The organism is Sphingobium yanoikuyae (assembly GCF_034424525.1).
GTDB classification, from domain to species: Bacteria; Pseudomonadota; Alphaproteobacteria; order Sphingomonadales; family Sphingomonadaceae; genus Sphingobium; species Sphingobium yanoikuyae.
Genome location: NZ_CP139979.1, coordinates 3355835 through 3376909, shown reverse-complemented (window position 1 = coordinate 3376909; position 21075 = coordinate 3355835). Strand labels below are relative to the sequence as shown.

Genomic DNA, 21075 nt, shown 5'->3' with positions numbered 1-21075 from the left:
GAAGGGGCCTGCCAGATAGAGCAGCCCGTCGGGTCGCTGTCGAGGGGGCGGCACAGGTCGCGCTTCATGCCCGCCTCGTCCCGCAGACGGAGCGATCCGACCGAAGGTCCAATTGCACCGGCGGCCTGCTTTGCCATCTTCTGAAGGCTGAAAGACGATCACAAAATCGACCCAGGAGACAAGATGATGCTGCAACAGGCGCTGGATAAATTCGCCGGCCAGACCCTGATCCGCGACCGCTACGACAATTATATCGGCGGCCAGTGGACGGCACCGGCCAAGGGCCAGTATTTCGACAATATCTCGCCGGTCACCGGCCAGGTCGTGTGCCAGGTCGCGCGCGGCACGGCGGAGGATATCGAGGCCGCGCTCGACGCCGCCCATGCCGCCAAGGACGCCTGGGGCAAGATGTCGTCGACGCAGCGGTCCAACATCCTGCTCAAGATGGCCGATCGCATGGAGGCCAATCTCGACCTCATCGCGCTCGCCGAGACGATCGACAATGGCAAGCCGATCCGCGAGACCACCCATGCCGACATTCCACTCGCCATCGATCATTTCCGCTATTTCGCCGGCTGCGCCCGCGCCCAGGAAGGATCGATCAGCGAGATCGACCATGACACCATCGCCTATCATTTCCACGAGCCGCTGGGTGTCGTCGGCCAGATCATCCCCTGGAACTTCCCGATCCTGATGGCGGTGTGGAAGCTGGCGCCCGCGCTCGCCGCCGGCAACTGCATCGTGCTCAAGCCTGCCGAGCAGACGCCGATGTCGGTGCTGGTGCTGGCCGAGATCATCGGCGACCTGCTGCCACCGGGCGTGCTCAACATCGTCAACGGTTTCGGCGTGGAAGCGGGCAAGCCGCTGGCGTCGAACAAGCGGATAGCCAAGATCGCCTTCACCGGCGAGACCACGACCGGCCGGCTGATCATGCAATATGCGTCGGAAAACCTGATCCCCGTCACGCTGGAACTGGGCGGCAAGTCGCCCAACATCTTCTTCGAGGATGTGATGGATGCGGACGATGATTATTTCGACAAATGCCTCGAAGGCTTCGCCATGTTCGCCCTCAACCAGGGCGAGGTCTGCACCTGCCCCAGCCGTGCGCTGATCCAGGAATCGATCTACGAGAAGTTCATCGAACGGGCGATCGCGCGGGTGAAGGCGATCAAGCAGGGCAGCCCGCTCGATCCCTCGACGATGATCGGCGCCCAGGCGTCGAACGACCAGCTCGAAAAGATCCTCTCCTACATCGCGATCGGCAAGGAAGAGGGCGCACAAGTGCTGACCGGCGGCGATCGCGCCACCCATGACGGCGAACTGGCCGATGGCTTCTATGTGACGCCCACCGTGCTCAAGGGCCATAACAAGATGCGCATTTTCCAGGAGGAGATTTTCGGCCCGGTGCTGGCCGTCACCACCTTCAAGGACGAGGCGGAGGCGCTCGCCATCGCCAATGACACGCTCTACGGCCTGGGCGCGGGCGTGTGGACCCGCGACGGCGCCCGTGCCTATCGCATGGGTCGGGGCATCCAGGCCGGTCGCGTCTGGACCAACTGCTACCACGCCTATCCGGCCCATGCGGCCTTCGGTGGTTACAAGCAGTCGGGCATCGGCCGCGAAAATCACAAGATGATGCTCGACCATTATCAGCAGACCAAGAATCTGCTGGTCAGCTACAGCCCCAAGGCGCTGGGCTTCTTCTGACGGATCCACAGCGGAGCGCCCCTTCTCTCTCCTTTCTCGGCGCTCCGCACCTTTGGCGGGCATCCTCCCCCGGATGCCCGCCAGCTTTGGTTCTGCCAATGTTGCCAATGGCGGTTTTGGTTCTGAAGGATCGGATCGATGGCCGATTGTCCTGCCCGCATTCTCGCCACGCCCGCGGCCGACGCGCTGATCGCGCGCCTGACCGACCAGCATGGCCCGCTGATGTTCCACCAGTCGGGCGGCTGCTGCGACGGTTCCGCGCCGATGTGCTTCCCGCGCGGCGAGTTCCGGGTCGGCCCGCAGGATGTGCTGCTGGGCCATGTCGCGGGCGATGTGCCGGTGTGGATCGGCGCGGCCCAGTTCGAATATTGGCGCCATACCCAGGTGACGATCGACGTGGTGCCGGGGCGGGGCGCCGGCATGTCGCTCGAAAGCCCGGAGGGGCAGCGCTTCATCGTCCGCTCGCGCGTCTTCACCGATGCGGAGGCGGATCTGCTGGAAGCCGCTGGAGAGCCGGCGCGTGGTGGCTGAGCGGCGCTTCACCGAACATGCGCTGCGCCCGCAGGTGGTGGGCGAGATGCAATTGCGCCGCGAACCTGCGCTGACGGTCCCGGCACGGATGATCCAGCTTGTCCGCCTGCTCGATGCGGACGCGCGCACGGCCGAACTGGCGGCCGTGTCCGCCATGCCGGGCGATCTGCGTCCAGGGCATGACAGCCGCCATCGCGAGACCCGGCTGGGCGCCGACATCCATCTTCACTGGGAGCAGCATAGCGAGGCCAGCACGGTCACCCTGGTGCGCGGCGGCAGCGATCCGGTCGGCTGGGATTTTCCCGATGCGGCCGACGCCCGTGCCGCGATCGCCTGGGCCGAATATCTGCCGGGTGCGGTGATCCGCGCCGTGCGGCTGGCGATCGTCGCGGATGAAGGCGCCGCCGCTGAGCTGGTGGCCAGTGCCGGTTTCCCGGCGGGCCAGCTCGTCACCTGCCATGTCGGTGGCGGCGCGCGCATCTGGACCGATTTCCGCATCCATGATGATGGCTATGGCCGGATGGTGGTGGCCGCCAACGGCCTGCTGCCCGGCGATCTTGCCCGCTGCGTCCAGCGGCTGCAGGAACTGGGCAATTATCGCAATCTGGCGCTGCTTGGCCTGCCGCCCGCGCGCACGGCCTGGGCCGATCTCGACTGGCTGGAACAGGCGCTGGAGCAGGTCGGCCGGGCGCTGGCCGCCGGCGAGGTGCGCGACGATGTGCTGCTGGGCCGACTGATCCAGTTGTCCGCCGACATATTGTCGATCGACAGCGGCTGCGCCTATCGGATGAGCGCGACCGCCGCCTATGGCCGGATCGTCGCCAGTCGCCTCGCTGAACTGGATGTCGTGCCGATCGCCGGTCATCGCTCGCTCGCCGACTTCACCGAAAGGCGGCTCTGGCCTGCCGTGCGCACCTGCGCGGCGCTGACCGATCGGCTGGCGCTGCTCAACGGCCGCGCGGCGCAGTTCACCGCCCTGCTGCGCACCCGGATCGAAACCCATATCGAGAACCAGAATGGCCGCCTGCTCGCCTCGATGGACCGCAGCGCGCGGATGCAGCTCCAGCTTCAGCAACTGGTTGAGGGGCTGTCGACGGTTGCCGTCAGCTATTATGCGCTTGGCCTGCTCTCCTATCCGCTCAAGGCCGTGGAAAAGCACTGGCCGCGCCTGTCCGCGACGCTGCTGCTGGGGCTTGCCATGCCATTCGTCGCATTGCTGGTCTTCCACCTGATCCACGGCGCCAGAAGCCGGCTTGTTTCGCGTGACAGGCCGGCGGAACCCGCTACATGATAATGCCCCAAAGCATAAGAAAATGGGCGATGGGGAGAGACAATGGCGACAGGCGCAGGGGTAAGGGCAGGGATAGGGTTTGCGTCCTCCCATGCCGACGATCCGTTCGAGGCGATGGCGGATCTGGTGGATCAACTCGGCACGGAGCCGCTGGCCGGCGCCGTGATCTTCTGTTCCCAGCATTATGACCGGGACAGCCTGGCGCGGGCGATCAACCTGCACAGCGAATGCACCACCGTGATCGGTTGCACCAGCTCGGGCGAACTGACCGATGCGGGCTATGATCATGACAGCCTGACCGTGATCGGCTTTCCTGCGGCCGATTTCTGCATGACCTCCCATTGTTTCGACGACATCGACAATTTCGATCCGGTCGCCGCGCGCGAAATCGTGCGCGCGCTGGCGGCGCAGGCGGAACGGGACAGCCGCCGGCTGGGCGGGCTGGTCAATCATGTCGCGCTGTTCCTGGTCGACGGCCTCTCGCACCGGGAGGAATTGTTGACCATGACGATCCAGGATGCGCTGGGCGACATTCCGCTGATCGGCGGATCGTCCGGCGACGATCTCGCCTTCCGCCAGACCGCGATCTTCGATGGCGGCCGCTTCCATGCCCGCGCCGCCGTGGTCGCGATCCTCTCCTCGACCCGGCCGATGCACGTCTTCAAGGCGCAGCATTATCAGCCTGGCGCCGCCAAGATGGTGATTACCGGCGCGATCCCGCACGAACGCATCGTGACCGAGATCAATGCAGAGCCGGCCGCGGCCGAATATCTGCGCCTGGCCGGCCATGCCGGCGAGGAGCTGGGGATGGAATTTTTCGCGGCGCATCCGCCGATGGTCCGGGCCGGCGGCGAATATCATGTCCGCTCGATCCAGAGCGCCAATGCGGACGGCAGCCTGACCTTCTATTGCGCGATCGACGAGGGGATCGTCCTCAACATCGGCGAGCCGGTGGATCGGATCGCCGGCATGCGCCAGCTCTTCTCCGACTTGCACGCCCGCGTGGGCGAGGTGGACCGGATCATCGCCTTCGACTGCGTGCTCAACCGCATCGATGCGGAGCAGCGCCAGATTTCGCGCGATGTCTCTGCCCTCTATGCCGGCAACCGGGTCATCGGCTTCAACACCTATGGCGAGCAATATCATGCGTTGCACGTCAACCAGACCTTCAGCGGATTGGCGATCGGCCGATGAGCGAGCTGCGCACCGCCCTTGAAACCGACGCGGAGCTGGATGCCCTGCGCGAGGAGGTGCGCAAGCTGCGCAAGATCAACGGCGCGCTGATGGATCGGGTGGAACGCTCGACCGACATGTCGGCCAACGCCTTTTCCATGTTCGAAACCGCCATCTCGCTCGAAGCCAAGGTGCGCGACCGGACGCTCCAGCTGGAAGATGCGCTGGGCCGCCTCGCCAAGGCCAATGCCGATCTGGCCGAGGCCCATGCCGATGCGGACGCCGCGCAGGTGCGCCTGCGCGATGCGATCGAATCGATCAACGAAGGCTTCGTCCTGTTCGATGCCGAAGACCGGCTGATCCTCTACAATGAAGCCTATCTCGGCTTCTGGCCGCAGGTCGCCGAGCGGCTGGACCAGAATCTGACCTTCCACGACATCGCCCGCATCGCCGCCCATAGTCAGGGGCCGGCCGGGGCACAGGTCGCGCCCGATCGCTGGGTGTCGGATCGCCTGGCCAAGCACGGCATCGCCGATGGCGGCCAGGTGCAGCGGCTGGCCGATGGCCGCTGGATACAGATCAACGAACTGCGCACCAGCGAAGGCGGCATCGTCGGCATCTATACCGACATTACCGAGGCGAAGGCGGAGGATGCCCGCGCCCGTGCCCGCGAACTGGCCGAACGCAACGTCGTGCTGCAATCCACGCTCGACAATCTGTCGGAGGGGGTCTGCGTGTTCGACGGCAGTGGACAGCTGGCCGCCTGGAACGACGCGCTGCGCCGGTTGCTCGCTTTGCCGGAAAATTTCGCCGGCGCGCTTGGCAGCCATGCCGAATTGCAGCGCTGGTGCCGCGAAACGCTGGCGATGGACGATCAGGGCTGTCTCGACTGGCGCGGTGGCGGCGCGGACCAGCAGGCGATGGTCTGCCTCTGCACCGCCGGGGAACGGCATTTCGAATTGCGCAGCAACGCGATGGCCGATGGCGGCCAGGTGTTCGGCTTCACCGACGTCACCGACATGCTGCGCGCCCAGGCCAGCCTTCAGGAAACCGCCGAGACGCTGGAACGGCGCGTGTCGGAACGCACCGGCGAACTGGTCGACCTCAACCGCAAGCTGGAAGGCGAAGTGGCCGAGCGCCGCGCGATCGAGGCGGCGCTGATCGATGCCAAGATCGTCGCGGAAAAGGCGAACCTGTCCAAGACCCGCTTTCTCGCCGCCGCCAGCCATGACTTGCTCCAGCCGCTCAATGCCGCGCGGCTGTTCGTCGCGGCGCTGGGGGACCGGCGGCTGGCGCTGCCGACCCGCGCGCTGGTCAACCAGACCTCGACCGCGCTCGACTCGGTTGAGGATCTGCTGGAGGCGCTGTTGGAAATCTCGCGCCTCGACGCCGGTGCGATCCAGCCGGAAATCGGCCCGTTCCGCATCGACCGGCTGCTCCAGACGCTGAATGTCGAATTTGCCCCCATGGCCCGATCGGCTGGCCTGATCTTCCGGATCGAGGCGCAGCCGCTCTGGGTCGAAACCGACCTGCGCCTGCTGCGCCGCATCCTCCAGAATTTCATCTCCAACGCCATCCGCTACACGCCGCGCGGGACGGTCTCGGTCGCCTGCATCCAGCATGACGACCGGGTGGAAATCAGCGTGACCGACAGTGGTCCCGGCATCGCGCCCGAGCAGCAGGCGCTGATCTTCGAGGAATTTCGCCGGCTCGACACCCGCAGCCAGGGCAAGGGGCTGGGCCTCGCCATCGTCAAGCGCGCCAGCGACATGCTGGGCCACCCCATCAGCCTGCGCTCGCAGCCGGGGCAGGGGGCGACCTTCGCCATCGCCCTGCCCATCGGCCAGCCCCAGCGCGAGGAGGATGGCGATACCGGCCAGCCGACCCGCGACCGGTCGATGCGCGACCTGTCGGTGCTGGTGGTCGACAATGAAAAGCAGATCCAGTCGGGCATGCGCACCCTGCTCACCGGCTGGGGATGCAGCGTCGTCACCGCCGACGGCTATGACCAGGCGGCCGCCCTGTTCGCCGATGGCCGCCGGCCCGACATCATCCTGGTCGACTATCATCTCAAGGACGGGGAAACCGGCGACACGGTCATCACCCGCCTGCACGATCATTTCGGCGTCCGCATCCCCGCCGTCATGATCTCGGCCGATCGCGGCGAACCGCTCAAGACCCAGCTCGCCGCCGCCAACATCCCTTTGCTCAACAAGCCGGTAAAGCCCGCCCAGCTGCGCGCGCTGCTGCGCACCATGCTGGCCTGAAAGGGGACGGGGCAGGGCGTGCCGCGCCATCTTCCCCCGCAGGCCGAATCCCGGTAAGGGCTGGCGATGACTTCATCGCCCGCGCCGCTGACCCGCTCCCTCTTCGTCTTTTCCATCCTTTATGGCGGCATGGTCTGCATGGCCGGCGTGCTGGGGGTGAAACAGGTCGCCCTAGGGCCGCTCGCGGTGGAGGCCGGCATCTTCGCCTTCCTGCTGCTGGTCATCATTTCCAGCGCCGTGTCGGAACTGCACGGGCAAAAGACCGCGACCGCGCTGGTGCGGCTGGGCTTCGTGCCGCTGCTGGTGTCGGCCGCGCTCATTCATATCGTCATCGCCCTGCCGTATGATCCGGGCATGTATCCGCCCGCGGTCGATGCCTTCCCGATCGTCGTGGGACAGGGATCGCGCATGATGCTGGCGGGCCTCATTTCCTATGGCACGTCGCAGACGCTCAACGTCTTCATCTTCTCGCGACTGGCCGGGGGCGAGGGCCGTCTGGTCTGGCTGCGCGGCATGGTGGCCAGCGTCGTGTCGCAGATCGTCGACACCCTGCTGTTCATCACCATCTCCTTCTATGGCGAGCGGCCGATCATGGACCTGATGGTCGGGCAGATGATTACCAAGGTGCTGCTGTCGATCATCCTGGTGCCGCCGCTCATCTCGGCCGCGGTCGCATTGGGCCGTCGCCTCGATCGATAACTTGCCGTAGCGCGCATATGGGCTTATGCGCGCGCGCATGACCAGCAACTACGCCCCCGATCCCGCGCTCCTCGCGAAGGCCGAAACCCTTGTCGAGGCGCTGCCCTATATGCAGCGCTATGCGGGCAAGACCTTCGTCGTGAAATATGGCGGCCACGCCATGGGCGATCCGGAGGCTGCACGCGACTTCGCCGAGGACGTGGTGCTGATGAAGGCGGTCGGCATCAATGTCGTCGTCGTCCATGGCGGCGGGCCGCAGATCGGCGCGATGCTCAAGAAGCTGGGCGTCGAATCGCAGTTCGTGAACGGCCTGCGCGTCACCGACAAGGAAACCGCCCAGATCGCCGAAATGGTGCTGGCCGGTTCCATCAACAAGGAAATCGTCGGCTGGATCAGCGGCGCGGGCGGCCGCGCGGTCGGCATCTCGGGCAAGGATGGCGGCCTCGTCCTGTGCGAGAAGGTCGGCCACAGCCGCGCGCCCGATCCCAATTCGGGCATCGAACGCCATGTCGATCTGGGCTTCGTCGGCGATCCGGTCTCGGTCGATCGTCGCATCCTCGACACGCTGACCCAGGACGGCATCATCCCGGTGGTCGCGCCCGTGGGCATCGGCGCCGACGGCCATACCTATAATGTCAACGCCGACACCATGGCCGGCGCGATCGCCGCCGAGCTTCAGGCGTCGCGCTTCTTCCTGCTGACCGACGTGCCGGGCGTGCTCAACAAGGACAAGGAATTGCTGACCGATCTCGATCCGGCGGCGATCCATGCGCTGCAGGTCGACGGCACCATCACCGGCGGCATGATCCCGAAGCTGGAAACCTGCGTCAAGGCGGTCGAGAGCGGCGTCGATGCCGCCGTCATCCTCGATGGCCGGGTGCCGCACGCCATGCTGCTGGAAATCTTCACTGATCGCGGCGCGGGCACGCTGATCCGCAAATAAGCGCCGATTTATCGGAGCAGGATTGCCGGATCAGCCCAGTAGATGCGCTTTTCCGGCAGGGTCCGGCCGTCCGGGCCGGGCTTGTCCCAATCCTCGACCTCGACCCCGCCGCGCGAGGCATAGAAGCCGCGCGCGGCCAAATTGTCGCTGTAGCACCACAGGAACAGGCCGGTCTGCGGCCAGCCCTCGATCGCCCATTGCGCCCCGCGCGCCAGCAATGCCGTGCCAAGACCGGTGCCGCGCGCGGCAGGCAGGGCGTGGAGATTGTCGACCAGCGTGCCCCAGCGATCATCGGCCCCGCCGATGATGCAGGTGAAGCCCATCGGCTGCCCGTCCCGTTCGGCGATGATGATGCGCTGTCCCGGCGCCGGATGTTCGAGCCGCTGCGTCCAGGTGGCCAGCCGCTCGGCCTCGATCCCGCCCGCCAGATAGGCCGGGTCCATGATATGGGCATAGGCGATGCGCCAGCTGTCCACATGCATGGCGGCGATCAGCGGGGCGTCGGCGGGGGAGGCGTCACGAAAATCCATGACCCAGCTATAGCGCGACAGGCTGGTCCCGCTACCCCTTCCTGTCGAACCGGCTTTTGCAGAACTATGGCGTCCTTTGGTGGAATAAGGGACTGTCTCGACTTGTGGCCGGCCCCATGCCTCGGCTAGAGCGAGCGCCAACCGCTCTTTCGGAGACCGCATGGCCTACGCCCTCTATCAGACCATCGTCATCCTGCTCGACGTGCTGTGGTGGATCATCATCATCCAGGCCGTCATGAGCTGGCTGATCGCCTTCAACGTCGTCAACATGGGCAGCGATTTCGTGCGCACCGTGATGGTCGCGCTCGATCGGATGACGGCGCCCATCTATAATCCGATCCGCCGGGTCATGCCGGACTTGGGCGCGCTCGACCTGACGCCGATGGTCGTCCTGCTGGGCATTCTCATCATCCGCCAGGCGATCCTGCCGCCGCTCTTCTCCAGCCTGATGTGACCGGCTGTTTGAAAAATCGCGAAAGAGCGATTTTTCAGCGCGGTACCAGCCCGCTCCCCCGCCCAACCACCCGACAGGATGACACTGGATCGGGTGGTTGGGCGGGGGAGCGGGCTGGTACCGGCTTTCTCAAACAGTCTCTGACCGGGTGGCGCCGGGACGGGGATGACCTCATTCTGGCGGTCCGCCTGACGCCCGGCGCCACGCGCGAGGATGTCGGCGGGCGCTGGATCGACGAACATGGCGCGCACTGGTTGTCCGCCCGCGTGCGCGCCGTGCCGGAAAAGGGAAAGGCCAATGCGGCGCTGATCGCGCTGCTGGCCAAGCGGCTGGATTGGCCCAGGGGCGCGATTTTGCTGGAATCGGGTGATACCAACCGGCTAAAGCGATTGCGGATACAGGGCGGGGCGCAGGCGTTGGACCGGCTGACCGCCATCATCGAGACATGGATAGACGCGACATGACGATCGGCAAGATTATCGACGGCAAGGCTTTTGCGGCTGGACTGCGGGACAAGGTGGCCGATGGCGTCGCCGCCTTCGTGGAACAGACGGGCCGCAAGCCGGGCCTGGCCGTGGTGCTGGTGGGGGAAGATCCCGCGAGCAGCGTCTATGTCCGCAACAAGGGCAAGATGACGGTCGCGGCCGGCATGGAAAGCCTGGAGTTCAAGCGTCCCGACAGCATCGGCGAGGACGACCTGCTCGATCTGATCGAGGAACTGAACCATGACGACCGGGTCGATGGTATCCTGGTTCAGCTGCCGCTGCCCAGGCATATCGATGAAGCAGCGGTGATCGCCGCGATCGACCCGGCCAAGGATGTCGATGGCTTCCATGTCGTCAATACGGGGCGCCTCGCCACCGGGCAGGAGGCTTTGGTGCCCTGCACGCCGCTCGGCTGCATCATGCTGCTGAAGGATGAACTGGGCGACCTGTCGGGCATGGAGGCGGTCGTGGTCGGTCGCTCCAACATCGTCGGCAAGCCGATGGCGGCGCTGCTGCTGGCCGAAAATTGCACCGTCACCATCGCCCATAGCCGCACCCGCGACATTGCCAGCATCGTCCACCGTGCCGACATCGTCGTCGCCGCCGTCGGCCGCGCCGAAATGGTGAAGGGCGAATGGATCAAGCCGGGCGCGACGGTGATCGACGTTGGCATCAACCGCGTGGTCGATACCGAAGATGGCAAGGGCCGGATCGTCGGCGATGTCGCCACCGCCGAAGCGCTGTCGCATGTCCGCGCCATCACCCCGGTGCCCGGCGGCGTCGGCCCGATGACGATCGCCGTGCTGCTGCGCAACACGCTGGTTGCCGCCCATGCGCGTGCGGGCCTCGCCAAGCCGGAGGGGCTGTGACGGGGCGCGGCGCGCTCCTCGCCCTCAGCCTGGTGATGCTGGTCGCGGCCAAGCCGCCGATGCGTTACCAGCCCGATCCCAGCTCGGTGATCGCAGCCGAAATCGCCTTCAACCGGCTTGCCCAGCAAAAGGGGCAATGGACCGCCTTTCGCGAAACGGCGGCGGACGACGCGGTGATGTTCGTGCCGCAGCGGGTGGTGGCGAAGGACTGGCTGAAAAAGCAGGCGGACCCGCCGGCCTCGGTCAGCTGGTCGCCCTCGATCGTCTATGTCTCCTGCGACGGCCTGCTCGCCGCCAGCACCGGCAACTGGAAACGGCCGGACGGATCGGTCGGCTATTTCACCACCCTGTGGCGGCGCGACAAGAAGGGCCGCTGGCAGTGGATCCTCGATCATGGAGATCGTCTGGCGACCGAACGGGACGCGCCGGAATTTCTGACCGGCAAGGTTGCGACCTGCAAGCGCGGCGCGCGGCCCGAAGGTCCACCCCCGGCAAAGGGGGAGGCGCCGCCGGTGCCGCAGGATGACAGCCTGATCTGGTCCGCTGATGTCGCGACCGACGGCAGCCGCCGGGTCACCGTCCGCATGTGGAACGGGACCGGCTATGATGTGGTGATCGACGACAAGGTGGGGGCGCCGTCATGATGGAATTGTTCATATCCGCTTTCGTCACCCTGTTCGTGGTGATCGATCCGCCGGGCTGCGCGCCCATCTATGCCAGCCTGACCAGCGGGGCGAGCATTGCCCAGCGCCGGTCGATGGCGATCCGTGCGGTCGGCATCGCCGCCGCCATCCTGCTGGTCTTCGCCCTGTGGGGCAAGCAGCTGCTGGGCGTGCTCGGCATCGAACTGGACAGTTTCCGCATTGCCGGCGGCATCATGCTGTTCATGATCGCGATGGACATGGTGTTCGAAAAGCGCACCCAGCGGCGCGAGGACCGGGCGCAGAAGATCGCCGAGACGCCGGAGGTGGAGGATGTCTCCGTCTTCCCGATGGCGATGCCGATGATCGCCGGGCCGGGCTCGATCGCGACCGTCATGCTGCTGATGTCGCGCGCCGATGGCATGGTCGACCGGCTGGTCGTGCTGGTCGCCGTCGCGGTGACTTTGGTGCTGATGCTGGGCGCCTTGCTGGCGGCCGGGCCGCTGATGGCGATCCTGGGCACCAAGATCGAGGCGGTGATTACCCGCCTGCTCGGCGTGCTGCTCGCCGCGCTCGCGGCGCAGTTCGTGATCGACGGGCTGAAGGCCAGCTTCTGACCCGTCCCTGCCTGTCCTACAGCCCCTGTTCCATGCTAGTCGGGAACAGGGGACGATAGGGATGGGGCGCGCAACATGATTTCCAACATCGGCATCAAAATGTCGAAATGTGCGGGAAATATGCGAAGTTAAGCGCGGGATTTCCTATTTTGCGCGGTCAGTTGTCGCCATCGAAATGGACCCGATTGGCCAGGATCACCGCCTGGGTCCGGCTGAAGACGTTGAGCTTCTGCAGGATCGCGGAGACATGCGCCTTCACCGTGGTCATTGATACGCTCAGGTCATGGGCGATCTGCTTGTTCAGCCGGCCATGGACCAGATGGGTCAGCACGATCCGCTGCTGCGGCGTCAGGCTGCCGATCCGGGTCAGGATATCGGCTTCCTCGGCGCTTTCCTGCGGCGCCTCGTCGATCGCGTCGGGCATGTAGATTTCGCCTGACACCACCCGGTGCAGCGCATCGACGATCGAACTGCGCTTCATCGACTTGGGGATGAAGCCGGCCGCGCCGGCGCCCAGCGCCTCGCGCACGATTCCCCGGTCGAACGCGCCCGACACCATCACCACCGGCAGGATCGGGTGGCGGCTGCGCAGCAGTTTCAGGCCGTCGAGCCGCTTCACGTCGGGAATATTGAGGTCGAGCAGCACCAGATCGAAATTGGACTGTTTTTCCAGCGTCGCCAGCGCTTCCTCCAGGCTGGCGGCCTCGAAAATCTCGCAGCCGTCGAAACTGACCGCGATCACGCTGCGCAGCCCGTCGCGCACCAGCGGGTGGTCGTCGACGATCAGCACCCTTTCCATCATCGCATCACTGTCTTCGACCTGCATGTCCGCCCCCTGGCCATGATGATGGATCATAGGCGGGGGCGCGGCAAATTGCCCGCGATTTCCGCCGTGCATAGTCTGTCCGCGCCCCATGACGATCATCGTCCTCGCCTCCTTATTTGGCCAGCTTGAACACCCAGAGCGAACCGCCCTGATTGATGTCCTTGAAGGATTTGGCCACTTCGCCGCCCCACAGCGGCACCGCGCCGCCCCAGCCGGACATGACGGCGACATATTGTTCGCCATCCTGTTCCCAGGTGACCGGCGATCCGACCACGCCCGACCCGGTCTGGAACTTCCACAACTCCTTGCCGGTCTTGGCGTCGAAGGCCTTCAGATAGCCTTCGGGCGTGCCGGTGAAGACCAGGTTGCCGGCGGTCGACAGCACGCCGCCCCACAGCGGCGCCTTGTTCTTATATTCCCAGACGATCTTGCCGGTCCTGGGGTCCATCGCCCGCAGCGCGCCGATATGATCCTCGGCGATCGGCTTGATGGTGAAGCCCGCGCCCAGATAGGCGGCGCCCTTCTTGTAGGCGATCGGCTCGTTCCAGATGTCCATGCCCCAGTCGTTGGACGGGATGTAGAACAGGCCGGTGTCCTTGCTATAGGCCATCGGCATCCAGTTCTTGCCGCCCAGGAAACTGGGCGAGGAGAAGACGGTGCTGCCCTTTTCGGTGGCGCTCGGCGCGCCGGGGCGACCGGCCGGGATCACGATCGGCTTGCCATTCTTGTCATAGCCGCTGGCCCAGGTGGTCTGCATCACGAAGCGGTTGGCGCTGACGAATTTGCCGTTGGTCCGGTCGAGCACGAAGAAATAGCCGTTGCGGTCTGCCTTGGCGCCCAGCTTCATCGGCTTGCCGTTGATCGTCGCGTCGAACGGGATGAACTCGTTGACCCCGTCGAAATCCCAGCCGTCATGCGGGGTGGTCTGGTAATGCCATTTGATCACGCCGGTTTCGGGATCGATCGCCAGCGTCGACGCGGTGTAGAGATTGTCGCCGGGCCGCAAATGGCTGTTCCAGGGGGCCGGGTTGCCGGTGCCGAAATAGAGAAGATTGGTTTCCGGATCATAGGTGCCACCCAGCCAGGTTGCGCCGCCGCCGGTCTTGTAGAGATCGCCCTGCCAGGTCGCGTTGAGCTTGCCGGTGATGCCGTTATCCTTGCCGCGCAGGGTGCCCATGTTGCCTTCGATCACCGGGCGGTGCCAGATCAGCTCGCCGGTATCGACGTCGCGGGCCTCGACCGCGCCGACAATGCCGAACTCGCCGCCCGAATTGCCGGTGATGACCATGGACTTGACGATCAGCGGCGCGGCGGTCGCGCTGTAGCCGGCCTTGTAATCGGCGATCTGCTTGTTCCACACCACCTTGCCGGTATGGCGGTTGAGCGCCACCAGTCGCGCGTCGAGCGTGGCGAAGATGATTTTGTCGCCATGGATCGCCGCACCGCGATTGACGACGTCGCAGCAGGGCATGATGTCGTCGGGCAGGCGGGCATTATATTCCCATTTCTCCTCGCCGGTGCGGGAGTCGAAGGCATAGAGCCGCGAATAGGAACCGGTGACATAGATGGTGCCGTCATAGACCAGCGGCTGGGCCTCCTGGCCGCGCTGCTTCTCGCCGCCCAGCGACGAGGCGAAGGCGGGCACCAGCTTGCTGACGGTGTCGGTGTTGATCTGGTTGAGCGTGCTGAAACGCTGCGCCTGCGGTCCCATGCCATAGGTCAGCACGTCGCCGGTCGATGCGGCGTCGTTCATCAGGTCGGCATCGGTCGGCCCGCCTGCCGTATCGGCCGCCAGCAGCGGCGCGGCCCCGGCCACCAGCGCGATCGCGGCTGCCCCCAGGAACGAACGCGTGAAACGTCCCGTCATAGTCATCCTCCCTTGTTTTCCGGCGTGATCAACGCCGTCGATGCAGCACCTTATGAGGCCCGGCGGCCGTGCCAATTGGACCTTGGGTCGCCCGTTCAGCCCGCCGCGACGGCCGGCGCATAGGCGACGCCATGGCGTTCGAAGATCGCCTTGAGCGCGCCCGATTGCGTCATGTCGGCCAGGATGGTCTCGACCGCATCGCCCAGGTTTCGGCTATTCTCCTTCACCGCCATGCCGATGTCCCACCCGGCCGAGGTGAAGGCGGGCAGGGGGCTGGTGCGACGGACGATGTTGGTGGCGCCGCTGTCGTGCAGCACCGCCTCGATCTGCGCCCGGCTGGCGAGCGCGCCATCGGCCCGGCCATCGATCAGCGCGGTGACGGCTTCTGTCCCGCCGGGGAAATGGACGACATCCCTGGCCAATATGCCGCCGAATGTGCCGATCAGGTAGAAATCGGGAATGGAGTCGATCTCGACCGCCAGCCGCTTGCCGCGATATTGGGTCGGCGGCGCATTGACGTCGATCTCGCCCTTCACCGCCGCAAACTGGAAGCTTTCGCGATAATAAGGCGCGATGATCGCGACCTGATCGTTGCGTGCGGCGAAAGTCCGGTCGAACGGCACATGCAGCATGATGTCGGCCGGCTGGAAGCCCAAAAGGCCGCCCTTCCACACCCCGTTGCGCAGGTCGTCGTCGGCGCTTTCGTCCGCGACCAGTTCGGCAATGTCGGCGCGCACGCCCAGCCCCTTGGCCAGCGCCTGGGCCAGGTCGACGTCGATCCCGGTCAGCTTGCCGTCCTTGCGCCAGGACCAGGGGCGGTTGTCCTTATAGACTGCGACCCGAAGGACACCCAATTCCCTGACCTTGCCGAGCGGCGCGGCCTTTGCCGCCTGCCCGCTCGAAATATAGCCAATCAGCGCGGCGGCCGCCGCGCTGCTCAAGAAGGCGCGGCGATCCATCGCGGTCACTCCTGATGCTTGGTTTCGAGCCAGGCGCGGATCGCCCATCCGGCCTTCTGTCCCAGCACGTCGCCGAAGGGCGGCATATAGACCTTGCCGTCATGGCTGGAGCCATGCTGGTAACGCTGGATGAACCATTCATCGCCGCTGTCGCCGACTTCCAGATAGCGCAGGTCCGGCGCGATGCCACCGCTTTCCGCGTCCAGCCCGTGGCAGCGCGCGCAATTCTGGCCATAGGCGGATTCGCCGATCTTGGCCGCCGTGGCATTGCCGCGATAGGGATTGTGCTGCACCCAGTCGGCACCGATTTCCGGCAGGGCCGATGTGTCGACCGCCTGCGGCGTGACGTTGCCATGCGCCATCAGTGCCGATGTGATCGATGCGCCCGCCAGGCAGGCCGCGCCGAACAATGCGATCCGTCCGTAATTCCTCATCCCAAACCCTCGTCTGTGCCGCGTGCCTGTGCTGGCCGCATGTCGTCCCTGTCGCTGACGACTGTAGGGGAGGGCGGGACCGGCCCCCATTGGCCATTGGTACAATCCCGCCGCGACGGGCCGGGGGCTAATCCGCTATCAGGCCAAAAGGACGAGAGGATGCGGGCATGATGAAGGGCATGATTGCGGGGCTTGCGCTGGCGGCGGCGATCCCGTCCGTCCGGGCCGAGACGCTCTATGTCTCCAACGAACGCGGCAACAGCATCAGCGTCATCGATGCCGCCACGATGCAGACGGTCGCGACCTGGCCGGTGGGCGGACGGCCGCGCGGTATCACCCTCACCAAGGACGGCAAATATATCCTGCTTTGCGCCAGCAACGACCATGCGGTGCAGATAATCGACCGCGCGACCGGCAAGGTCATCGCCGACCTGCCTTCAGGCCAGGATCCCGAGCAATTCTTCCTGTCGCGCGATGGCCGGACCTTGTTCGTCGCCAATGAGGATAATGCCGCGCTGACCGCTATCGACCTCGACAGCCGCAAGGTCGCCTTCCAGGTCGATGTCGGCAAGGAGCCCGAGGGCGTGGCGCAGAGTCCCGACGGCAAATGGGTGGTGGTGACATCGGAGGATGACGGCGTCGTCAACTGGATCGACCTGGCGAGCAAGACGATGGTCGATGCGACCGAGACGGACCAGCGCCCGCGCCATGTGGAATTTACCGCCGATGGCAAGGAGTTGTGGATCGCGGCGGAGATGGGCGGCACGGTGCAGATTGCCGATCCGGCCACGCGCAAGATCGTCGAGACGCTGCATTTCACCATTCCTGGCGTGCAGGATTATCAGCTATTGCCCTGCGGCATCCGTTTCACGCCGGACGGCAAGACGGCGGTCGTGGCGCTGGGCCGTGCCAACCATGTCGCGCTGGTCGATGTCGCCACCCGCAAGGTCCGGGCCTATGTGCCGGTCGGCAAACGGGTCTGGCATGTCGCGGTCAGCCCGGACGGCGCGCGTGCTTTTGCCGCCAATGGCCTTTCGGACAATGTCTCGGTGATCGATCTGGCCGCCGGCAAGGTCGTCGGCACGGTAGCGGTCGGCGCCGGGCCGTGGGGCATCGCCGTCGCGCCCTGACCAAAAGTATAGCGCGGCGCGCGGGGGGAGGATGAGAACCAAAGTCCAATTTCAGCCGCCATCGCCGCCGCCCACTCTTCCCGACAGCCGGCACGACCGGCGCACAAGAGGGAGGATGAGATGGCACGGGGAACATTCCTCGGCAGCGCCGCCATGGCGTTGCTGTTCGTCGCAGGGGCAACGCCGGCCAGCGCCGGGACGACGACGGAGCTGCTGAAAAGGCTGCATGAAAAGGGGATCCTCACCGACGAGGAATATGCCCAGCTGGCGAAGGAAGATGCTGCGGCGCCGGCCGCTGCCGCTGCGCCCGCCGCGTCGGACGGGAAGCCCGTGGTCCGCGTCGCCGACAGCGGCGTCGGCTTCGAGGTGGGCGACGTCACGGTCAAGATGTCCGGATCGGTCAATGGTTTCTACACCCATGAAAATGGCCAGGCGGCGGGGCCGAATACCGATGTCGTCGGCGGCGTGGTGCCGGTTGGCGGCAATAGTTCGGCGATCCGCAACGGCCTGTTGCCCGGCTATCTGAAGTTCGACGTCACGACCAACCAGGGCGGCTGGGACGTCGGCGCCCATTTCGGCATGTATCCCGGCATCAACAGTGCGGATTATTCCGTCGGCGGCGGCGCCAATGCCGGCGGCCGGCCGGTGGCGCTGCAGACCGCCGGCATCGATTTCCGCCAGACCTACATGACCATCGGCCGTTCCGGCCTGGGCGAGTTCAAGCTGGGTCGCGACATCGGCCTGTTCGGATCGGAAGGCATCTTGAACGACATCACCTTGCTGTCGGTCGGGGCGAGCGGCGGCAATGTCGCGCCGTCCAACACCTCGCTCGGCCGCATCGGCATCGGCTATATCTACACGGACTTCCAGCCGCAGATCACTTATACCTCGCCCAGCCTGTCGGGCTTCCAGGTCTCGGTCGGCGTCTTCCAGCCGCTCGAATCGCTGACGGGACCGGGTGAAAGCAACAAGTCGCCCGGCTTCCAGGGCAAGATCGTCTATGACGGCAAGTTCGGCGACTTCTCGGCCCGCGCCTGGCTGTCGGGCATCACCCAGCGGCATAATCGCGTCGATGGCATTTCCTATACCGGCAGCGGCTTCGATACCGGCGCCAAGATCGGCTACGGCCCGATCGTCCTTACCGGCTATTATTATAATGGCTCGGGGCTGGGCACGACGGCGCTCAACCTGTTCGACACGGATGCCGCCGGCAACAAGCGCGACAGCGACGGCTTCTATCTTCAGGGGCTGGCGACCTTCGGCAAATTCTCGGTCGGCGGCAGCTATGGCGAGAGCAATCTCCATTATGCCAATGCCGCCGATGCGCTCGCCAACCCGACGCTTATCCGCAAGAACAGCAGCTGGGTGGGGCAGGGCCGTTATGGCCTGACCAGCTGGGTGACGCTGATCGGCGAATATATCCACAGCAGGTCCAAGGCGCATAATGGCAATGAGGCGGAGGGCGACACGATCGCTGCCGGCGCCATCCTCTTCTTCTGAGCGGAAGAAGGGCCATCGGCCCAAAGGCCAATGTTCCGGCAAGGGGCGGCATCCTATCGAGGGATGCCGCCCCTTCGCATGACGGGGCGGCAGGGGAGGATATATGCGCAGAACAAAATGGCTCGCGCTCGGCATGGCAATGGCGCCCTTTGCGGCGCAGGCGGAAGCGCCCGATGACGCGGGCGAGGTGATGGCCGCCGCGTCGATCGTGGTGACGGGGACGGGCCTCGCCCTGCCACCGGGGACACCGGCCTACGGCTCCGTGAAGATCGACCGGGACCGGCTTGAGGATGCGGCGTCGGGGCGGATCGAGAGCGTGCTGGCCGATGTCGCGGGCTTCCAGCAGTTCCGCCGGTCCGACAGCCGGGCGTCCAATCCCTCGAACCAGGGCGCCACGCTGCGCGCGCTGGGCGGCAATGCGTCGAGCCGGACCCTGGTGCTGCTCGACGGCGTGCCGGTGGCCGATCCCTTCTTCGGCTATATCCCCTTCTCGGCTTTGGTGCCCGACCGGCTGGCGCTGGTGCGGGTGACGCGTGGCGGCGGCAGCGGTGCCTTTGGCGCGGGCGCGGTTGCCGGCACGATCGAACTGGCCAGCGCCACCCGCGACCAGATGCCGCACTTCGGCGCCAGCGCCTTCTATGGCAGCAGGGACGCGACCGAGCTGTCCGCCAGCATCGCGCCGGATCTGGGCCAGGGCTATGTCTCGCTCTCGGGTCGCTGGGACCGGGGCGACGGTTTCCAGACCACGCCCCGTGACCAGCGCGTCGCCGCCACCGTGCCCGCCGCCTATGATAGCTGGTCGACCAATTTGCGCGCCGTCGCGCCGATCGACGCGACCTCGGAAATCCAGTTTCGCGGTACCCTGTTCCAGGACAACCGTACCCTGCGCTTTGCCGGCGCCGACAGCATGAGCCAGGGCCAGGATGCCAGCATCCGCTATATCAGCCGCGGCCGCTGGCAGGTCGATGCACTTGCCTATCTCCAGGCGCGCAATTTCTCCAATATCGTCATCTCCTCCACCAGCTTCCGCAAGTCGCTTGACCAGCGCAACACCCCCTCGACCGGGATCGGCGGCAAGATCGAGCTGCGTCCGCCGGTCGGCGAGGATCATGTGCTGCGCATCGGTATGGACACCCGCTTTGCCACCGGCGACATGTATGAGGACGCCTATAATGCGGGCATCGCCACCAACCCGCTGACATCGCGTCGTCATGCTGGCGGCGACCAGATCACGTCCGGTATCTTCGCGGAGGATGACTGGAGCCCCGATGTCTTTGGCGGCAAGCTTGTCCTGACCGGCGGGGTGCGGGCCGATCGCTGGTCGATCCGCAACGGCTTCTACAAGGCGGTCAGTGCGGCCGGCCTGGTGACGCAGGACAGCAGCTATGCCAATCGCTCCGACTGGGCCTTTTCCGGCCGGGCCGGCGCGCTCTACCATGTGAGCGATGCGGTGGCGCTGCGCGGCGCGGCCTATAGCGGCTTCCGCCTGCCCACGCTCAACGAGCTGTATCGCCCCTTCGTCGTCTTCCCGATCACCACCCAGGCCAATGCGGCACTGAAGCCGGAAAAGCTGAAGGGCGTGGAAGGCGGCATCGATCTGACCCCGGCATCGGGCGTGCAGCTCTCCGCCACGCTCTTCTACAACCGGCTCGACGATGCGATCGCGAACGTCACCCTCACCAGCGTCGCCAACACCCGTGAGCGCCAGAATGTGAATGCGATCGTGGCGAAGGGCGTGGAACTGACCGCCAGCGCGCAACTGCCGGCCAATTTCTCGCTGCTCGCCTCCTATGCCTATAGCCACAGCAAGGTCGATGCGCCGGGCATGGCCTTCGATGGCTTCGCGCCGGCGCAGGTGCCGCGTCACTCCGCCAGCGCGACGCTGGCCTGGGCACCGAAAGCCGGACCGGAGCTGTCGGCGACGCTGCGCTACACGGCCAAGCAATATGAGGATGACCTGCAGAGCGATGTGCTGCCCGATGCGCTGACGCTCGACGCCCTCGCCCGGCTGCCGATCGGCCATGGCATCAGCCTGGTTGCGCGCGGCGAGAACTTGTTCGACGAGGATATCGTCACCCGCAATGCCGGCGGATCGATCGACCTGGGCACGCCCAGGACGCTCTGGATCGGCGTGCGGTTCGGCCAATGAAGG

The 21075-nt window shown here is 65.7% G+C and carries 20 protein-coding genes; 15 read left to right on the top strand and 5 right to left on the bottom strand.

Features of this window, described 5'->3' with window-relative positions:
* Nucleotides 1-186 precede the first annotated feature (186 nt).
* The 7 genes from adh to argB all read left to right on the top strand — a co-directional run bounded on the left by adh (nt 187) and on the right by argB (nt 8611).
* The gene (gene adh, locus U0025_RS15625) at nt 187-1707 is read left to right on the top strand and encodes an aldehyde dehydrogenase (protein WP_037491722.1); all 1521 of its coding nucleotides are present in this window, start codon (nt 187-189) and stop codon (nt 1705-1707) included.
* Nucleotides 1708-1845: 138 nt separating this feature from the next.
* Nucleotides 1846-2238 (top strand): DUF779 domain-containing protein, encoded by a 393-nt coding sequence (locus U0025_RS15620; protein ID WP_004208356.1) that lies wholly within the window; start codon nt 1846-1848, stop codon nt 2236-2238.
* A complete protein-coding gene (locus tag U0025_RS15615) occupies nt 2228-3529 on the top strand; it encodes a DUF3422 domain-containing protein (protein ID WP_004208355.1) in 1302 nt (433 codons plus the stop codon). The genes U0025_RS15620 and U0025_RS15615 overlap by 11 nt, the downstream gene beginning before the upstream one ends.
* Nucleotides 3530-3571: 42 nt before the next feature.
* Nucleotides 3572-4723 (top strand): FIST N-terminal domain-containing protein, encoded by a 1152-nt coding sequence (locus U0025_RS15610; protein ID WP_004208354.1) that lies wholly within the window; start codon nt 3572-3574, stop codon nt 4721-4723.
* Nucleotides 4720-6969 (top strand): hybrid sensor histidine kinase/response regulator, encoded by a 2250-nt coding sequence (locus tag U0025_RS15605; protein ID WP_004208353.1) that lies wholly within the window; start codon nt 4720-4722, stop codon nt 6967-6969. Before U0025_RS15610 ends, U0025_RS15605 begins: the two co-directional genes overlap by 4 nt.
* A gap of 66 nt (nt 6970-7035) precedes the next feature.
* Complete coding sequence (locus tag U0025_RS15600) at nt 7036-7668, top strand: queuosine precursor transporter (protein ID WP_004208352.1); 633 nt, start codon at nt 7036-7038, stop codon at nt 7666-7668.
* 25 nt (nt 7669-7693) lie between these two features.
* Nucleotides 7694-8611 carry an acetylglutamate kinase gene (gene argB / locus U0025_RS15595; RefSeq protein WP_004208351.1) on the top strand — a complete coding sequence of 306 codons (918 nt, stop codon included), beginning with the start codon at nt 7694-7696 and terminating at the stop codon, nt 8609-8611.
* A gap of 8 nt (nt 8612-8619) precedes the next feature.
* Here argB and U0025_RS15590 read toward each other — a convergent pair whose 3' ends face one another.
* Nucleotides 8620-9141 carry a GNAT family N-acetyltransferase gene (locus tag U0025_RS15590; RefSeq protein WP_004208350.1) on the bottom strand — a complete coding sequence of 174 codons (522 nt, stop codon included), beginning with the start codon at nt 9139-9141 and terminating at the stop codon, nt 8620-8622.
* 160 nt (nt 9142-9301) lie between these two features.
* On the opposite strand from U0025_RS15590, the gene U0025_RS15585 reads away from it, so the two are divergent.
* From U0025_RS15585 to U0025_RS15565, 5 genes are all read left to right on the top strand, one after another.
* The gene (locus U0025_RS15585; RefSeq protein ID WP_004208349.1) at nt 9302-9595 is read left to right on the top strand and encodes a YggT family protein; all 294 of its coding nucleotides are present in this window, start codon (nt 9302-9304) and stop codon (nt 9593-9595) included.
* A 140-nt stretch (nt 9596-9735) separates the two neighbouring features.
* Nucleotides 9736-10059: a DUF167 family protein gene (locus tag U0025_RS15580; RefSeq protein WP_037491718.1), complete on the top strand. Its 324-nt coding sequence runs from the start codon at nt 9736-9738 to the stop codon at nt 10057-10059.
* Nucleotides 10056-10949 carry a bifunctional methylenetetrahydrofolate dehydrogenase/methenyltetrahydrofolate cyclohydrolase FolD gene (gene folD, locus U0025_RS15575; RefSeq protein ID WP_004208347.1) on the top strand — a complete coding sequence of 298 codons (894 nt, stop codon included), beginning with the start codon at nt 10056-10058 and terminating at the stop codon, nt 10947-10949. The genes U0025_RS15580 and folD overlap by 4 nt, the downstream gene beginning before the upstream one ends.
* Nucleotides 10946-11593, top strand: coding sequence for a Cif family virulence factor (locus U0025_RS15570; RefSeq protein ID WP_004208346.1), 648 nt, complete (start codon nt 10946-10948; stop codon nt 11591-11593). Before folD ends, U0025_RS15570 begins: the two co-directional genes overlap by 4 nt.
* Complete coding sequence (locus U0025_RS15565) at nt 11590-12207, top strand: MarC family protein (protein WP_004208345.1); 618 nt, start codon at nt 11590-11592, stop codon at nt 12205-12207. The genes U0025_RS15570 and U0025_RS15565 overlap by 4 nt, the downstream gene beginning before the upstream one ends.
* 157 nt (nt 12208-12364) lie before the next feature.
* Here the strand turns inward: U0025_RS15565 and U0025_RS15560 are convergent, their stop codons facing one another.
* The 4 genes from U0025_RS15560 to pedF all read right to left on the bottom strand — a co-directional run bounded on the left by U0025_RS15560 (nt 12365) and on the right by pedF (nt 16293).
* Nucleotides 12365-13132, bottom strand: a complete 768-nt coding sequence (locus U0025_RS15560; protein WP_004208344.1) for a response regulator — start codon at nt 13130-13132, stop codon at nt 12365-12367.
* 13 nt (nt 13133-13145) lie between these two features.
* On the bottom strand, nt 13146-14900 hold the full coding sequence (locus U0025_RS15555; RefSeq protein WP_004208343.1) for a methanol/ethanol family PQQ-dependent dehydrogenase: 1755 nt from the start codon (nt 14898-14900) through the stop codon (nt 13146-13148).
* Between the two features lie 95 nt (nt 14901-14995).
* Nucleotides 14996-15859 (bottom strand): substrate-binding periplasmic protein, encoded by an 864-nt coding sequence (locus U0025_RS15550; RefSeq protein WP_004208342.1) that lies wholly within the window; start codon nt 15857-15859, stop codon nt 14996-14998.
* 5 nt (nt 15860-15864) lie between these two features.
* On the bottom strand, nt 15865-16293 hold the full coding sequence (gene pedF, locus U0025_RS15545; RefSeq protein WP_004208341.1) for a cytochrome c-550 PedF: 429 nt from the start codon (nt 16291-16293) through the stop codon (nt 15865-15867).
* Between the two features lie 167 nt (nt 16294-16460).
* Between pedF and U0025_RS15540 the strand changes: the two genes are divergently transcribed.
* From U0025_RS15540 to U0025_RS15530, 3 genes are all read left to right on the top strand, one after another.
* Nucleotides 16461-17423 carry a PQQ-dependent catabolism-associated beta-propeller protein gene (locus U0025_RS15540; RefSeq protein ID WP_004208340.1) on the top strand — a complete coding sequence of 321 codons (963 nt, stop codon included), beginning with the start codon at nt 16461-16463 and terminating at the stop codon, nt 17421-17423.
* A 120-nt stretch (nt 17424-17543) separates the two neighbouring features.
* Nucleotides 17544-18923 (top strand): porin, encoded by a 1380-nt coding sequence (locus U0025_RS15535; RefSeq protein WP_004208339.1) that lies wholly within the window; start codon nt 17544-17546, stop codon nt 18921-18923.
* A gap of 103 nt (nt 18924-19026) precedes the next feature.
* The gene (locus U0025_RS15530) at nt 19027-21072 is read left to right on the top strand and encodes a TonB-dependent receptor (RefSeq protein ID WP_004208338.1); all 2046 of its coding nucleotides are present in this window, start codon (nt 19027-19029) and stop codon (nt 21070-21072) included.
* Nucleotides 21073-21075 lie beyond the last annotated feature (3 nt).

What these genes read in the sequence shown, in the direction of transcription:
- U0025_RS15555 (WP_004208343.1), bottom strand. Translation starts at nt 14,900, where the DNA reads ATGACGGGACGTTTCACGCGTTCGTTCCTGGGGGCAGCCGCGATCGCG.
- U0025_RS15560 (WP_004208344.1), bottom strand. Translation starts at nt 13,132, where the DNA reads ATGATCGTCATGGGGCGCGGACAGACTATGCACGGCGGAAATCGCGGG.
- U0025_RS15600 (WP_004208352.1), top strand. Translation starts at nt 7,036, where the DNA reads ATGACTTCATCGCCCGCGCCGCTGACCCGCTCCCTCTTCGTCTTTTCC.
- U0025_RS15565 (WP_004208345.1), top strand. Translation starts at nt 11,590, where the DNA reads ATGATGGAATTGTTCATATCCGCTTTCGTCACCCTGTTCGTGGTGATC.
- pedF (WP_004208341.1), bottom strand. Translation starts at nt 16,293, where the DNA reads ATGAGGAATTACGGACGGATCGCATTGTTCGGCGCGGCCTGCCTGGCG.
- U0025_RS15540 (WP_004208340.1), top strand. Translation starts at nt 16,461, where the DNA reads ATGATGAAGGGCATGATTGCGGGGCTTGCGCTGGCGGCGGCGATCCCG.
- folD (WP_004208347.1), top strand. Translation starts at nt 10,056, where the DNA reads ATGACGATCGGCAAGATTATCGACGGCAAGGCTTTTGCGGCTGGACTG.
- U0025_RS15590 (WP_004208350.1), bottom strand. Translation starts at nt 9,141, where the DNA reads ATGGATTTTCGTGACGCCTCCCCCGCCGACGCCCCGCTGATCGCCGCC.
- U0025_RS15605 (WP_004208353.1), top strand. Translation starts at nt 4,720, where the DNA reads ATGAGCGAGCTGCGCACCGCCCTTGAAACCGACGCGGAGCTGGATGCC.
- argB (WP_004208351.1), top strand. Translation starts at nt 7,694, where the DNA reads ATGCGCGCGCGCATGACCAGCAACTACGCCCCCGATCCCGCGCTCCTC.
- U0025_RS15585 (WP_004208349.1), top strand. Translation starts at nt 9,302, where the DNA reads ATGGCCTACGCCCTCTATCAGACCATCGTCATCCTGCTCGACGTGCTG.
- U0025_RS15530 (WP_004208338.1), top strand. Translation starts at nt 19,027, where the DNA reads ATGCGCAGAACAAAATGGCTCGCGCTCGGCATGGCAATGGCGCCCTTT.
- U0025_RS15550 (WP_004208342.1), bottom strand. Translation starts at nt 15,859, where the DNA reads ATGGATCGCCGCGCCTTCTTGAGCAGCGCGGCGGCCGCCGCGCTGATT.
- U0025_RS15535 (WP_004208339.1), top strand. Translation starts at nt 17,544, where the DNA reads ATGGCACGGGGAACATTCCTCGGCAGCGCCGCCATGGCGTTGCTGTTC.
- U0025_RS15620 (WP_004208356.1), top strand. Translation starts at nt 1,846, where the DNA reads ATGGCCGATTGTCCTGCCCGCATTCTCGCCACGCCCGCGGCCGACGCG.
- adh (WP_037491722.1), top strand. Translation starts at nt 187, where the DNA reads ATGCTGCAACAGGCGCTGGATAAATTCGCCGGCCAGACCCTGATCCGC.
- U0025_RS15610 (WP_004208354.1), top strand. Translation starts at nt 3,572, where the DNA reads ATGGCGACAGGCGCAGGGGTAAGGGCAGGGATAGGGTTTGCGTCCTCC.